We start from the raw sequence: 15,716 nt of genomic DNA on the forward strand, positions 1-15,716 counted from the left end.
AGGCTTTAACCAGATCAGTGACGTCGCATTTTAGACACCACCAGCAATATCAATAAAGCTCCCGGTCACAAATGAAGCCTCGTCAGATAATAACCAAGCAATAGATTGTGCGACTTCTTCTGGCGTACCCCCACGTTGTAGTGGAATTTTACTTGCTAGTCGCTTAACTCGATTCGGCTCTCCACCATCTTTATGCATTTCGGTATCAATGAAACCCGGTCGCACACCATTAACTCTAATTCCTTGCGCGGCCAGTTCCATAGATAGCCCTTTAGTCAAACTGTCCATCGCGCCTTTTGAAGCCGCATAATCAATGTATTCATTCGGTGCTCCTGTTCTAGATGCGGCAGAAGACACATTCACAATCGCGCCGGATTCCGGCATGCTTTTAAGCGCCTCTTTACAACATAAGAAACAACCGATCATATTGGTTTGTAATACTTGATTAAAACGCTCGACACTGATGTCTGATAATCTTGATTGCGTAAATAGAATGCCGGCATTATTAACTAGGTGAGTCACACTACCGAAAGTTTTCGTGATCACATCAAACATCGATTTGACTTGTTCTTCTATTGCAACATCCGCTTGAACCGCTAAAGCTCGTCCACCTTGAGCCTCAATATCTGTAACCACTTTCTCTGCACTAGCACGGTCTTGACGATAATTCACACAAACCCAATAACCTTGCAGGCCTAATAATCTTGATGTGGCCGCGCCAATGCCTCGACTCCCACCAGTCACTAATACAATCTTATTCATACATTCCTTGTGAATCATCGGTTTAAAATAAGTTTCCTTGAGGAGGCAAATCCGCGTCATCTTCGACATTTACAACCGGAATCGCATTACGTTGCGCTAAGCGTTTACGGTAATAGCGTTGCTTACATAACTTGATGATGTGCCTTTGTTGCGCAGGACTAAAGTTAAGCCAATTGAAACGCTCTTCTCGCTTTCTCATACAACCTTGGCAATACCCTTTATCGTCTACTGTGCAAACCCCAACACACGGACTGGGCACTGAAAAAAACTCTAATTGTTCCATGTGCCCTCCTTCACACCCTTAAAGATATTCATTCTATGCTGGTAACTTGACCGTTACACTCTTGTAATAAATTAATCACTTTGTCAATAAATGTAAACATTCAAACTTTTTTAACCCTTTGGCGTCTAATGATTATCCGGCAATAATTTGCTAATCTATAAAAATATAAATAACACCTATCGCTTTTACTTTCATTATTGATAAAGCATAGTCCACCGATATGGAGAAACCGATGAAAAAGCTGCTCACAGCATTAAGTATTCCTGTTCTACTTGCTGCTTGTTCTTCAACAGATAAAGCGGATTTTGTAACACCTGCCGATTTACAGCATCACCATTGGGTACTCAGTGAAGTTGATGGCAAAGAAGTAGCAAAAGCACCGAATGGTTCTCAAGCTGATCTAGAAATTGGAGAAGCAATGAACGCTAACGGCAACGCAGGTTGCAATGGCTTCCACGGCCAAGCAGAAATCAATCCTAAAACGGGTCAGTTCCGTATAGAGAAAATGGCGATGACCATGAAAATGTGTCAAGGCGAAGCGATGAATACTGAACGTGCCGTCGCTAGCACACTATCCGTATGGAGCAAAATTGATCTAGGAAAAGACACACTAACCTTATCAAATGACCAACATACGCTGACTTACACATTACGTGACTGGGTCAACTAATAGATTTGAGTAAATCCGTTTATTTAATCTTGAATCACCATTTTTATGAGCGCTCTATTTACTCAAGCAATCTCGTTTTTATGTATGTTAAATTGAACTCAAAATAGCAAAATGGTGGTTGTCTTCAATTTTCCTAACTTAAATCTTATTTGGTTCTTACTGAAATTCACCTATTGGCGTAACTTGGATATAGACTTGTGCTATATGATCGATTAACGGAAGGAGTGAGTCGAAATGGAGTTTGCCTGTGTTTAAATATTGCTTTGCTGTCTTATTATTATCAATTTCATCAAATTCTCAAGCATGCAAAATCATTCAATCGACCATCGGTAATGAATACCTAATTAGCGAAGATTGTGTTTTAACGCCGTACAATGCTAATGCTCTCGAAAGCATTTCCCCCTCTACTGACTATTTTGTTCAATACTTGTTTGCTTCTAGCTTTCAATCCTATTTAAAGATCAAAGGCGATATACAAAGTCAGTTTACGCTTCCAATTGCAGCCCAACCTTTCAACCATGGATACCGCCTATTAATTGGCCCCGTCAACACCCTTGATGGTGCCCAACAAGCACTTTCTGAACTGAAACGCCGAGGCTATCGCGATGCACTCATCAAGTTATATACCCAATCCCAAAGCCCGGAAACTATTTCGTTATCATCGATAGATGAAAATGGTACAGCAACGCCCGATTCATCCATCACCATCGTCATGCCCGATATGGTCCCAATTTTTTCGCTGGGAGGATCAACCGCGCTATTACCGATTTATGATGAAAATTATCAAGGTAAAACGACGCACTATAATAAGACCTATATTGGAAGCTTTACCTTTCAGCAAGCTCAAGCGGTATGCCATGAGTCCAACAGTAAAATTGCCAATGCGAGAGATTATAATTACATGTTGTCCAACATGAACTTTGTAATGAAATATGCGGTTAAATCACAATTTTGGCTGGCTCCAAATCAAACCGTCACTCGAATTCAAAATCAAATCATCACCAAGGCACACAGCCCAGAATCCTATTTCAATGTTATTTGTGTGACCCAATAACCCACCAATCCCTTTTCGCCAAGCGAGAAACCAAGAAAAAGCCAGCACAATGGCTGGCTTTAATTGCGTTCAATATTTAATTGATAACTTATAATTGAAATTGCTTACGTAGTGTTTTCGCCGCTTCAACCATATTATGCAACGACGCTTCGGTTTCTGCCCAGTTACGGGTTTTCAGACCACAATCTGGATTTACCCATAAACGCTCAACTGGAATTTTTTTCGCCGCCGTTTCCAGCAAACCAATAATCCACTCTTGCGTCGGAATATTTGGTGAGTGAATGTCATACACACCCGGACCAATTTCATTTGGATAATTAAACTCTTCAAATGCTTTAAGTAATTCCATATTTGAGCGCGACGTTTCAATGGTGATCACATCCGCATCAAGCGCGGCGACCGAATCGATGATCTCGTTAAACTCGCTATAACACATGTGCGTATGGATCTGGGTTTCAGGTTTAGCACTGGCTGCTGACAATTTAAACGCATCAACCGCCCACTCTAAATACGTTTTGTGGTCGCGTTTTTTCAGCGGTAAGCCTTCACGGATCGCCGGTTCATCGATTTGAATAATATTAATGCCGGCTTTTTGTAAGTCATCCACTTCATCACGTAATGCAAACGCCAGTTGTTGAGCAATTTGCTGACGAGTGATGTCTTCACGCGGGAACGTCCAGCATAAAATTGTCACAGGCCCAGTCAGCATGCCTTTCATTTGCTTTGAGGTAAGCGATTGTGCGTATACCGACCAATCAACCGTCATTGGTTTTTCACGTTCAATATCCGCTACCACAATCGCCGGTTTTACGCAGCGAGAACCATAACTTTGTACCCAACCAAAACGAGTGACTTGAAAACCCGCTAAATTCTCAGCAAAGTATTCCACCATGTCATTACGCTCAGCTTCACCATGCACCAAAACGTCTAAACCCAATGCCTCCTGACGCTTCACTGCATCTTGAATATGACCTTTTAACGCCTGCTCATAATCTGCTGCATTTAGTTTACCGGCACGAAATGCACTACGCTGTTGACGAATTTCGGCGGTTTGGGGGAACGAACCTATGGTCGTGGTCGGTAACAATGGCAAGCCAAGGACTTCTGCTTGGTGGTGAGCACGCTCTGCATAAGTTGCACTACGCTCAACCAAATCTTGGGTTAATGATTGAATACGTTGTTGCACTTGCGGCTTATTGACATGATCGGCATGTAAACGCGCTTTGATCGGCTGGCTATAACTGGTACAAGCTTCAATCGCATGACCATTGCCATCTAATGCGGCGCCTAATAAGCTCACTTCATTGAGTTTTTGTTTGGCGAATGCAAACCAGCTTTTCACTTCTTCTGATAGCTCTGTTTCCAAATCCAAATCAATTGGGCTATGCAACAAGGAACAAGAACTCGCCACCCATAAATACTCACCACGCTGTTCTTTGACTGGTTGCAATTTTGTAAGCCAAGATTCAAGATCGGCACGCCATACGTTACGACCATTAATCACCCCAACCGATAATACCCAGTCTTGAGGAATCGCTTTATTGACCGCTTCTAATTGCTCAGGTGATGCGGATAAATCGATATGCAAACCATTCACTGGTAGCTCAACAATTTTAGCGAGATTATCTTCCACAGAATCAAAGTACGTGGTCAATAATAGCTTCACTTCTCCTTGAAGGATTTGGTAAGCCAGTTTAAACGCACTCGACCATTTATCTTCTAACTCTAGGCTTAAAATCGGCTCATCAATTTGTACCCACTCGACACCCAGCGCTTTTAATTTTGCAAGAATCGCTTGATAAGCAGGCAGGATTCGAGCCAATAGTGATAAACGATCAAAGCCATTGGCCACTTCGTCTTCATTGACTTCTTTACCTAAATATAAATAACTGAGCGGCCCTAATAATACTGGCTTCACATTGTGGCCGGCTTGAATCGCTTGGTTTATTTCGTCAAATAGTTGTGGCCAACTCACTTGGAAACTGTCGTCTTGGCTAAACTCCGGCACAATATAGTGATAATTGGTATTAAACCATTTCGTCATATCCGATGCCGCTGCCCCTGCGCTTTCTTCATGATTGGAGCCACAGCCACAAGCAGACGACTCCGAATTTGAAGATTGGCCACGAGCGACTTTAAACAAAGTGTCTAAGTCTGGAAAACCGCCATTCGAATGTCTTGCTGGCACATGACCAAGAAGAAGACTGGTTGTGAGTACATGGTCATACCATGCGAAATCACCCGCCGCAACATAACTTAAACCGCTCGCCGCTTGGTCATTCCAATGGCGCTGACGCAATTCACTACCTACTGCTTTTAAGGCATTTTGATCAATCTCGCCTTTCCAATATTGTTCTTGAGCAAATTTCAGCTCACGTTTTTCACCAATGCGTGGATAACCGAGAATATGGGTGATGGTTTTGGTTTGTGTCGTCATACTGTCCCTGCCTTTTCATGAATTTAAACTTTCGTTACTCGGATCTCGAAGCAAAACCTTATCGATTCGAAATCCGTCTAGATGGCTAAATCATCTGCCTTTCTATCAACATGAGCAATGTCTATTCATTCACAATCATTATGAAATTAATTCAACATATAACGACAAATAGCCATCTAGACGTTTACATAAAGGCAATAAGGGAGTAGTTTTATACCAATCACGCTAATTAGGTGGTCAGAAATTGCGACGGGAAAAGGCTTGAGAACAAGGCAAAAATTTTCGATAAGTAGTTATTCTACAGTCAACTTCTTCATAAACGAAAAGTTTAACGCAGTTATCAAGCATTTTAACAAGCAAGGATGAACAGATAATTAGTACGATTGGTATTATTAGTAATTCTAAGGGAAAGTTTTTCATCATGAGGATGAGTAATGATAGAAATAAAGCATTTACGGACATTGTCAGTCTTACGTGATACCGGCTCATTAACTGCGACCGCGACCGCCCTGCACCTCACCCAATCGGCGTTATCCCATCAATTGAAAGATCTTGAATCTCGTATTGGGGGGAAACTATTTCTACGTAAAACTCGCCCGATCAAATTTACCTCAGAAGGCACAATCATTTTAAAGGTGGCCGATGAAGTACTGCCCAAAATTGCCCGAGCAGAAAATGATATCGCGAGTTTAAAAGAAGATATGAATGGTCGTCTGCACATGGCAATCGAATGCCACTCTTGTTTTCAGTGGCTGATGCCTGCATTAAAGGAGTATCAAATCGCATGGCCGAGCGTCACGCTTGATTTTTCATCAGGCTTTGGCTTTGAGCCCTTACCTGCATTGGTGGCGGGTGAATTAGACTTGGTGATCACATCCGATATTCAGCCGCGCTCTGAAGTACATTATGAACCGTTATTTGATTTTGAAATGCGTTTAATCACTGCCACTAATCATCCATTGGCTGAGAAAGAATTCATCGAACCCAAAGATCTAGCCGCAACGACGATGCTTTCCTATCCAGTACAAAAACAGCGTTTAGATGTGGTAAAACATTTCCTGCAACCTGCCGGCGTTGAACCAGCGAAATGGAAACAAGCGGATAATACTTTAATGTTGGTACAAATGGTGTCGGCTGGATTAGGTGTGGCGGCGTTACCCAACTGGGCAATCAGTGAATTTTCACGCCAAGGGTTAATCACCAGTAAACCATTAGGCAAAGGATTATGGCGACGCTTATTTGCCGCCACCAGACATTCAGAGAAAGAGAAGCGATATTTACAGGCGTTCTTTAGCACCGCGAAGCAGCAGTGCCAAAGTCATTTGGATGGGATAAAGATGGTGTAAGCGTGGCTCGTTGCTCGGGCGCTTCGCTTCTCGTGACTCGAGGGGGGTTCTTTTTCGAATCACGAGCAACGAAATTTCGAACTACGGAAGTTGATTCATCACAAAGATAAATGATTTAACGTAACTCGTTGCTCGAGCGCTTTGCTTCTCGTGACTCGAGGGTGGTTCTTTTCGAATCACGAGCAACGAGATTTCGAACTACGTAAGGTGGTTTATCACAAAGATAAGTGATTTAACGTAGCTCGTTGCTCGAGCGCTTTGCATCTCGTGACTCGAGGGTGGTTCTTTTTCGAGTCACGAGCAACGAGATTTCGAACTACGTAAGGTGGTTTATCAAAAAGATAAGTGATTTAACGTAGCTCGTTGCTCGAGCGCTTTGCATCTCGTGACTCGAGGGTGGTTCTTTTTCGAGTCACGAGCAACGAGATTTCGAACTACGTAAGGTGGTTTATCAAAAAGATAAGTGATTTAACGTAGCTCGTTGCTCGAGCGCTTTGCATCTCGTGACTCGAGGGTGGTTCTTTTTCGAGTCACGAGCAACGAGATTTCGAGACTCGCAAACTCACCTCGCCTTAAACTGATTAGTCAAAGGATCATATTGATAACCGAGCACATCAAGCTTACCAACCAGATCTTCTACGTCCATTTCATACATAGTGACCAGTTCATCGAAGCTATCACACTCTAGTCTTAGTTTTTCATTGACGATACCAAGTAGAATCACGCTATCCCAACGTTTTACATTACTTAAATCCATCTAACTGCTCCTTTCAAAAAAGTCACAATATAAGGATAGTTGTTGTTTTGGCTAATTTCTGTGATGAAGCAAAAAACAATGCAAAAATGCTATTGACGAAACACTCGATAAATCAAATGAAGCAAGGTTAATTTAAAAGAGTAAACCCGCAAAACCGACCATGGCGGCGAGACTCATAACTAGGCCAATCGCTGGCTGTGCTTTAGTGATGGTTTTCTGGGTAAATATATGCCAGGTTGAAGCAATAATGCCTAGCAAAATCAACATAAAGCATCCAACCATCGGCCAAATTGTATTATGCAAATAGCTCAAGCTGTATTGCTGTGTCTGCCACAAAACCGCTAAGCAAATCAGCATCGCACCGACAATACCAGCGACCGGTAATAAACGATGAAAAGCTTGTAAGCGAGTGCGCGCGAAAGTGAGAAGTACATGGCTTAACCCTGCACCTAAGAACAGCATAGCGAATAGTATAAACAAGCCTTGCGGACGCTCTGCACCTAGAATGAAAAATACGTTATAGGCTAACGCAAAACCATTGGCGACTTTAAGTAACCAAAGCGGTCCTGAATCGCGAGTTTTACTCACTTTAACCTGAGAAAAGAAAGCAAGAATTAAGATCCCAACAGAAGCTAGTGGCCAAAATAACGGGCTTATCGCCAGCCACGCGACCCCAATCACCGGCAGTTGTTTATGAATGCGACCGCGCTGACCTGGACAAATATCCCCCTTGATCAACACCATTAACAAAACACATTGAGCACCAAATAACATTGGCGGGATAACATTTAATAAAAAAGAATACATGAAGGCTGAATCCAAGATAATTAACTGGGGGTGGACTCTATCAAAACTAATGATAAAAATCTTGGTTAATCCACGCTCCGTAAAACTCAGTCACAATAAAACAAGCCACTCAATGCCCTATTTATTCAATCCATATTGAGTGGCTTGGTTTTGCTATGGTGCCGAGATGACTGTTAAGATTTAATAACGCTCGAACAGACTCTACAAACAAATATGCGCGACTAATTTATCAATCCCTGATTTTGCCTGTTTTAGATTTTCTGCCAGCATATAAGCAGGTGTCGTCACAATGTTGTATTGATCATCAACAACAATCCCATCGACCGAACATTCAACATGCTGCCCACCTAGTGCGGTAATCGCTCCGGCTACATCAACATCATTACCAATCGTACATTTCACCCCTTCAAATACTTTGGGCAATAGCACCGGAGCAATGCACATATATCCGGCAATTTTTCCTGCTGAATGGAACGCTTTCATCGCTTTGCTAATGCATGGCAAAATATCGAAGTCTTGCCCCTTAAAAGCAAATGACGATAAGTTTTTAGCCACACCAAAACCGCCGGTCATGATCATGGCATCAAAATCAGCCGCTTTTAATTCTGCAATATCTTTAACATTACCACGCACAATCCGAGCCGCTTCTTGCAACACGTTTCTGGTTTGGCTTTGCTCCTCACCAGAAAGATGATCCAATACATGCGCTTGTTCAATATTAGGGGCAAAACATTGATAACGAGCACCTTGCTCTTCAAGCGCTAACAAGGTTAATACGACTTCGTTAATTTCTGATCCATCATAAACGCCACATCCAGCTAAAATAACAGCAACTTGCTTTGACATGAAAACTCCTTGGTTAACGGTTTAAACCCCTATAATTACAGGGTCTATACGATAAAAAATAGTTTCTTTTATCCTAGTCGATCTTGCCCGAAGTCTGTATACTTTGGCATCCCAAATTTGAGGTGAATTTATGTACAGCGACATCCAACTTTCTAGCAAACCAACCCCTATCGACCAGTACCCTAAGTATTGGGCGGAGTGCTTTGGTCCTGCACCTTTCCTACCGACTAGCCGCAAAGAAATGGATGCGCTAGGTTGGGACAGTTGTGATGTCATCATCGTCACTGGTGATGCTTATGTTGATCACCCAAGTTTTGGTATGGCAATCATTGGCCGTTTACTGGAAGCACAAGGCTTTCGTGTCGGTATTATTGCGCAGCCTAAATGGGAAAATAAAAATGACTTCATGAAGCTAGGTCAACCGAATCTGTTTTTCGGTATCACCTCAGGCAACATGGACTCAATGATCAACCGTTACACCTCAGATAAAAAACTTCGTCACGATGACGCCTACACACCAAACAACGAAGGTGGTAAACGTCCCGATCGCGCGACTTTAGTCTATTCGCAGCGTTGTCGTGAAGCTTACAAAGAAACACCGATTGTTTTAGGTGGCATTGAAGCCAGCTTACGCCGTATCGCCCATTATGATTATTGGTCAGATAAAGTGCGTCGTTCGGTATTATTTGATGCTAAAGCCGACATTCTATTATTTGGTAACGCCGAACGAGCATTGGTTGAAGTGGCGCATCGCCTTGCCAACCAAGAACCGATCAGCGAAATGACCAACATTCGCGGTACGGCGGTTAACCTACCAGCGGTACCAGAAGGCTACACTGTTATTGACTCTTCACGTATTGAAAAGCCAAGCAAAGCGGTGTTTGTGCCAATGAATCCGTATGAAGTAGAAAGCAACTGTGATACTCAATCAAAAGATCAGCAAGCGGCCGATGCGCAAAATGCTCAAGCTCAAGTAATTGAGATCCAGCCACAACCTGCGAAATTGGATCGCAAACCACGCCATGACTCTAAAAGCACGGCGGTTCGTTTGCCTCCTTTTGAAAAGCTCAATAACGACCGAATTTTATACGCTCATGCTAGCCGTATTATGCATTTGGAGACCAACCCGTATTCTGGCCGTGCTTTAATTCAAAAGCATGGCGACCGTGAATTATGGGTTAACCAAGCACCGATCCCACTTGCAACTGAAGAAATGGATTTTGTATTTGGTTTGCCTTACGCACGTGTCCCTCACCCTATGTATGGTAAGGCGAAAATCCCAGCCTATGACATGATCAAAACGTCGGTAAACATCATGCGTGGCTGCTTTGGCGGTTGTTCATTCTGCTCTATCACTGAACACGAAGGTCGTATTATTCAAAACCGCTCGCAAGAATCTATTTTGAGTGAGATGGAAGACATTCGCGATAAAGTTCCCGGCTTTACTGGCACCATTTCGGACTTAGGTGGCCCAACAGCGAACATGTATCGTTTAGGTTGTTCGGATCCGAAAGCCGAAGCCAACTGCCGTCGCCCATCGTGTGTGTTCCCGGGGATCTGTAATAAGCTCAATACCGACCATCAACACACCATTGATTTATATCGCGCTGCACGTAAAGTGCCGGGAATTAAAAAAGTGATGGTTGCTTCAGGTGTTCGTTATGACTTAGCGATTGAGTCACCAGAATACGTGAAAGAGCTGGTTACCCATCACGTCGGTGGTTATTTAAAAATTGCGCCAGAACATACCGAAAAAGGCCCTCTCGATAAAATGATGAAGCCGGGTATGGGCACTTATGACACCTTCAAGCAAATGTTTGAAAAATACAGTGCGGAAGCGGGAAAAAAACAATATTTGATCCCTTACTTCATCTCGGCTCACCCGGGTACTGAAGATGAAGATATGCTCAACTTAGCACTATGGCTCAAGAGCAATAACTTTGAGTGCGATCAGGTTCAGAACTTCTACCCATCGCCAATGTGTAATGCAACATCGATGTATTACTCGGAAACCAACCCATTAAAACGCGTTAAATACAAACAACGCGAAGATGTGCCGGTGGCGAAAGGTGAGCGTCAACGTCGCTTACACAAAGGTTTATTACGTTATCACGATCCGGCTAACTGGCCGATGATCCGTGAAGCATTAATTGGCATGGGCAAAAAGCATTTAATTGGTGATAAGCCAAGCTGTTTAGTGCCGGCTGAGGATGCGGTTGATAGCTTAACGCCAGCACAACGCCGTAAGTCAGGCCGTCATGGTGCAAACCGTTTTGCGACTAAGCATACCGGAGCGAAAGGTCAACCGGGCTTAGGTGGTGAGCGTCCACAGAAAAATGGTAAGTCTACCAGCAATAATAAAGCATCCGCTAACAATACGACTGGCAATAAAAAACCAGCAGGCGCGAATCGCAAACCGGCTGGCCAAGCTAAACCAAATCAAGGTAAATCAGCAGGCTTTAAGGGTAAGCCGAAAGGTAAACCTGCGGGTAGTCGCGCGAGGTAGTTGTAGAGCGTAACTCGGATCTCGAGCGCTACGCTTCTCGTTGCTTGAAAGAGCGAAACAGCGTTCGAGTTACGAGATATGAACATTCTGTCATCCTGAACAAGTGAGGGACGAACGCGATTCAGGATCTCCTACAACTCATTACGCACTTAATTAGGCTTTAGGAGATCCCGTATCTTCACTCGCTTCGCTCGTTGTACGGGATGACAAAGGTCAAAATGAAACTAGCCAATACACCAATAACCCACCACACCTTCAACGGTCATCCTTTTTATTTAAAACGAGATGACTTGCTTCATCCTGAATTTTCAGGCAATAAAGCCCGTAAGTTTATGGCGCTTCTTGAAGATGATTATCCTAATGTCACGACGCTTATCGGATATGGTTCGCCTCAAGCCAATTCACTATACAGCCTTGCGGCACTCGCCAAACTCAAAGGCTGGCAACTCGAATTTTATGTCGACCACATCCCTAGCTGGTTAAAGCAAAACCCAGTGGGTAACTATCAAGCATCATTAGAGTTAGGCGCGAAAATCATTGAGGTCAGACAGCTCCCCTCTGCTCTTCACCCTAGTGATTATATTCAGCAGATCCGTCAACCAGATGACCAATGTTTATTTGTCGAAGAAGGTGGCAGAAGCCCGATTGCCGAACGAGGCATCAAGCAGTTAGCACAAGAAATTATTGATTGGAAAAGCTCACACTCCATTAGTGCCTTAACCGTTGCCCTACCGTCTGGCACCGGAACCACTGCACTCTATTTAACCAAGCACCTCACGCCGCACAATATCAACGTGATCACTTGTGCTTGTGTTGGCGGTAAAGAGTACCTTACTCAACAATTTGATGGTTTACATGAGCCGCTGCATCCTGTAATTCTCACGACAGCGGAAAAAGCAAAGCATCAGTTTGGTAAGCTATATTCGTTGGATTACCAAATCTGGCAAGCGCTCAAACGACAAACCGGTGTCGAGTTCGACCTACTCTACGACCCATACATGTGGCAATGCTTACAACAATGGCGAGTTGAAAACCCGAACAAACCGCTGTTGTATATTCACCAAGGTGGTTTACTCGGTAATGTTAGTATGGCAAAGCGTTACAAGAGAAAGATTAAAGCGTGATCCGAGAGCGCTTCGTGTCGCGAGTCGTTAAGCAATCGCGTTAACAGAGTCGGTCTATCAACCTAGCCCTAGTCAGGAAAATCCTTGTTAATTATAAGCAGAATCTATGCCCAAGTGGCTCGTTTCGCGAAGGCAGCTTTTACTCAAGATACGATCAGCAAAGCGCCCGAAAACGGCTCTCGAGCGCCAGCGTCCTCGCTACAATTAAACAAGCTTCTTCTGCTGAGTCCACAAATACAACAAATCTAACGCAATGGTTGCCGCAGCCAAAGCCGTAATATCACTTTGATCGTATGCTGGTGACACTTCCACTACATCCATTCCGACTAAATTAACACCTTGTAAGCTACGCAGTATTTTTAGCACTTTATCCGATGTCATGCCGCCGCATACTGGCGTTCCGGTACCCGGTGCGAAAGCAGGATCTAAGCAATCAATATCAAAAGTCAAATACACAGGCTTATCACCAACGATGGCTTTGATTTTTTCGACCATTTCGCTCGCAGACAAATCATTGGCTTCCATGGCATTAATTACATTAAAACCGTGACCTTGTTGCTTATACTCGGTACGAATACCAATTTGCACGGAATGCTCACGTGAAATCAGCCCTTCTTTGGGCGCATGATAAAACATGGTGCCGTGATCGTAACGACTGCCATTGCTGTAAGTATCGGTATGCGCATCAAAATGAATCAGCGCCATTTCTCCGTACTTTTTCGCATGAGCGCGCAGTAAAGGCAGTGTCACAAAATGATCGCCACCTAAACTCAACAGTGTTTTACCACTCTCCAGTATTTCAGTCGCAGCCGCTTCAAGACGTTGAGTTAAATCTTCCGCATCACCACAATCAAATACCAAGTCACCCGCATCGACTACATTCGTGTGTTTGAATAAGTTAAAATTCCACGGAAACTTTTTGCTTTCCCACGCTAAATTGACAGACGCGCGACGAATCGCATCCGGCCCCATACGCGCGCCAGAACGGCCAGAGGTTGCCATATCAAACGGCACCCCTAGCACCACAACATCTGCATCTGCTTCAACTGGGTTTTGCACCATTGGGCGACGCACAAAACTCATTGAGTTTGAGTACAGTGAGTAATCTGGCTTATTAAACAGATCATCAAACTTATTCATTGTTATATATCTTCCAAATATGTGTATCCAGATAACCCTTGTTCAAGCTCAGCAAGAATCTTCTCTTGCTCTGAAGCATCAACTCGGTTTGCCACCAGTTCGCGGTAGTTACGTCGAATATCATCCACATCGATATGAACATAACGCAGCATGTCTTCCACGGTATCGCCTTCGTTTATTGATACAATTTCCGATTCACCAGCATCATTCACATTCACCACCACCGAGTGGCTATCACCAAACAAGTTGTGCATGTCACCTAAAATTTCTTGATAAGCACCCACTAAAAAGAAGCCCATCAAGTACGGTGTATCTTTATCCCAACGCGGCACGGGTAAGGTCGTTTCAATGCCTTGTCCATCCACATATTGATCAATCACGCCATCTGAATCACAAGTAATATCGAGCATCACTGCGCGCGTTTGTTCCACTTGGTTCAAGTTGGTTAAAGGCATCACAGGGAACACTTGATCAATCCCCCACGCATCCGGTAAAGATTGGAACAATGAGAAGTTCACGAAAAACTTATCCGCTAAACGCTCGTTCAACTCATCCATAATCGGACGATGAAAACGGTTTTTATTGTTCAACTGGTTACGCAATTCATAACAAATACGTAAACACACTTGTTCAGCCCAAGCGCGATGTTGCAAATTGATCACACCAGTGGCGAATTGATTATGCGCTTCCGCTAAATCGCTTTGAGTATCGTTATAAATTTCAATTAAAGCGCGGTCATCAGTACCTTGAGATAAGATCTCCCAGTTACGCCACATGTTGTGTAATAACGTTGGAGCTTCATCTTCAGGCGCAAACACCTCTTCTTCTTTATAACTTTCAGTTCCGATAACATTGGTGATCAATACCGCATGGTGGGCGGTTAATGAACGCCCTGACTCTGAAATAATCGTCGGTTCAGGTTGGTTATATAACTGACAAATATCGCCAATCGTTGCAACGATATTGCGCGCGTATTCCGCCAAACCATAGTTCATCGAGCTATGCGATTGGCTACGAGTACCATCGTAATCCACCGCTAAGCCGCCACCGACATCCATATAATCTAACTGAGCACCAATATCACGTAACTCACAGTAGAAACGCGCAGCTTCACTCACGCCATTACGCACATCACGGATATTGGCCATTTGCGAGCCTAGGTGAAAATGCACTAACTGTAACGTATCAAGCTGATCTTCGGCTTTTAAACGATTAATCACCGTTAATACTTGGTTAGCCGATAAGCCAAATTTCGATTTTTCGCCGCCACTTGATTGCCATTTCCCCGCGCCTTGTGACGCTAAGCGAATACGCAAGCCCATACGCGGCGTCACACCTAGCGATTTCGCTTCAGACAGCACTAAATCGAGTTCTGATAATTTCTCTAAAACAATAAAAACTTTATGGCCAAGCTTCTCGCCAATTAATGCAAGGCGAATGTATTCACGGTCTTTGTAGCCATTACACACAATCACCGAACTGGCTTGTTGCGCCAACGCCAATACCGCAAGAAGTTCAGGCTTACTGCCTGCTTCTAAACCCAGCTGTTTTTGCTCCAACTCTTTTTGGCTGGCTAAAATCTCATCCACCACTTCTTTTTGTTGGTTTACTTTAATCGGATAAACCAATAAGTAGCGGTTACTGTAATTATATTCTTCAATCGCTTGATTAAAGGCATGACACACATTGTGCACACGTTGATGCAAAATTTGTGGAAAACGAACCAAAGCGGGCAGCGTTAAGTTTTTCGCTTCCATTTGTTTAACTATCGTACTCAATGGCACTTGTAAGTGCTCTTGCCCAGGTCGAGGCGACACGGTCATTTCACCTGCGTCATTAATTCCATAAAAGCCTTGGCTCCAATGGCGTACATTATAGTTAGCGCGAATTTGCTCTAAGTTCAAAGAATTTTCCACATTATTACCTTTCCGTTTGCATTAAATGTTTTTCATATTTAATCAGCAAGTTAGCACGCATATAAGAT

13 protein-coding genes are annotated in these 15,716 nt (G+C 43.5%); 5 read left to right on the top strand and 8 right to left on the bottom strand.

The window, feature by feature from the left end; genetic code table 11:
- Positions 1-30 precede the first annotated feature (30 nt).
- Together VRUMOI_RS07425 and VRUMOI_RS07430 are read right to left on the bottom strand one after the other, a co-directional pair.
- The gene (locus VRUMOI_RS07425; protein WP_089139769.1) at positions 31-762 is read right to left on the bottom strand and encodes an SDR family oxidoreductase; all 732 of its coding nucleotides are present in this window, start codon (positions 760-762) and stop codon (positions 31-33) included.
- A gap of 22 nt (positions 763-784) precedes the next feature.
- Positions 785-1,045 (bottom strand): DUF1289 domain-containing protein, encoded by a 261-nt coding sequence (locus VRUMOI_RS07430; protein WP_089139768.1) that lies wholly within the window; start codon positions 1,043-1,045, stop codon positions 785-787.
- Positions 1,046-1,265: 220 nt separating this feature from the next.
- On the opposite strand from VRUMOI_RS07430, the gene VRUMOI_RS07435 reads away from it, so the two are divergent.
- Together VRUMOI_RS07435 and VRUMOI_RS07440 are read left to right on the top strand one after the other, a co-directional pair.
- The gene (locus VRUMOI_RS07435) at positions 1,266-1,715 is read left to right on the top strand and encodes an META domain-containing protein (RefSeq protein ID WP_174208800.1); all 450 of its coding nucleotides are present in this window, start codon (positions 1,266-1,268) and stop codon (positions 1,713-1,715) included.
- Positions 1,716-1,962: 247 nt separating this feature from the next.
- Entirely contained in the window at positions 1,963-2,769 is an 807-nt protein-coding gene (locus VRUMOI_RS07440; protein ID WP_089139766.1) for an SPOR domain-containing protein, read from the top strand.
- Between the two features lie 88 nt (positions 2,770-2,857).
- On the opposite strand, the gene metE is transcribed toward VRUMOI_RS07440, so the two are convergent.
- Complete coding sequence (metE, locus tag VRUMOI_RS07445) at positions 2,858-5,206, bottom strand: 5-methyltetrahydropteroyltriglutamate--homocysteine S-methyltransferase (RefSeq protein ID WP_089139765.1); 2,349 nt, start codon at positions 5,204-5,206, stop codon at positions 2,858-2,860.
- A gap of 434 nt (positions 5,207-5,640) precedes the next feature.
- On the opposite strand from metE, the gene metR reads away from it, so the two are divergent.
- The gene (gene metR / locus VRUMOI_RS07450) at positions 5,641-6,552 is read left to right on the top strand and encodes an HTH-type transcriptional regulator MetR (RefSeq protein ID WP_089139764.1); all 912 of its coding nucleotides are present in this window, start codon (positions 5,641-5,643) and stop codon (positions 6,550-6,552) included.
- Positions 6,553-7,114: 562 nt separating this feature from the next.
- Here the strand turns inward: metR and VRUMOI_RS07455 are convergent.
- The 3 genes from VRUMOI_RS07455 to elbB form a co-directional block, all read right to left on the bottom strand.
- Positions 7,115-7,309 carry a DUF4250 domain-containing protein gene (locus tag VRUMOI_RS07455; protein WP_089139763.1) on the bottom strand — a complete coding sequence of 65 codons (195 nt, stop codon included), beginning with the start codon at positions 7,307-7,309 and terminating at the stop codon, positions 7,115-7,117.
- A 132-nt stretch (positions 7,310-7,441) separates the two neighbouring features.
- Positions 7,442-8,116 (bottom strand): hypothetical protein, encoded by a 675-nt coding sequence (locus VRUMOI_RS07460; RefSeq protein ID WP_089139762.1) that lies wholly within the window; start codon positions 8,114-8,116, stop codon positions 7,442-7,444.
- A 201-nt stretch (positions 8,117-8,317) separates the two neighbouring features.
- Positions 8,318-8,962 carry an isoprenoid biosynthesis glyoxalase ElbB gene (gene elbB, locus VRUMOI_RS07465; RefSeq protein ID WP_089139761.1) on the bottom strand — a complete coding sequence of 215 codons (645 nt, stop codon included), beginning with the start codon at positions 8,960-8,962 and terminating at the stop codon, positions 8,318-8,320.
- 130 nt (positions 8,963-9,092) lie between these two features.
- Between elbB and VRUMOI_RS07470 the strand changes: the two genes are divergently transcribed.
- Positions 9,093-11,468 carry a YgiQ family radical SAM protein gene (locus VRUMOI_RS07470; protein WP_089139760.1) on the top strand — a complete coding sequence of 792 codons (2,376 nt, stop codon included), beginning with the start codon at positions 9,093-9,095 and terminating at the stop codon, positions 11,466-11,468.
- Positions 11,469-11,686: 218 nt separating this feature from the next.
- Positions 11,687-12,592, top strand: coding sequence for a 1-aminocyclopropane-1-carboxylate deaminase/D-cysteine desulfhydrase (locus VRUMOI_RS07475; protein WP_089139759.1), 906 nt, complete (start codon positions 11,687-11,689; stop codon positions 12,590-12,592).
- Positions 12,593-12,796: 204 nt separating this feature from the next.
- Here the strand turns inward: VRUMOI_RS07475 and speB are convergent, their stop codons facing one another.
- Both speB and speA read right to left on the bottom strand, forming a co-directional pair.
- Positions 12,797-13,732, bottom strand: a complete 936-nt coding sequence (speB, locus tag VRUMOI_RS07480) for an agmatinase (RefSeq protein ID WP_089139758.1) — start codon at positions 13,730-13,732, stop codon at positions 12,797-12,799.
- 2 nt (positions 13,733-13,734) lie between these two features.
- Complete coding sequence (gene speA, locus VRUMOI_RS07485) at positions 13,735-15,648, bottom strand: arginine decarboxylase (RefSeq protein ID WP_089139757.1); 1,914 nt, start codon at positions 15,646-15,648, stop codon at positions 13,735-13,737.
- Between the last annotated feature and the right edge of the window lie 68 nt (positions 15,649-15,716).

It is taken from the genome of Vibrio rumoiensis, from assembly GCF_002218045.2.
In the GTDB taxonomy this organism is placed as follows: Bacteria; Pseudomonadota; Gammaproteobacteria; order Enterobacterales; family Vibrionaceae; genus Vibrio; species Vibrio rumoiensis.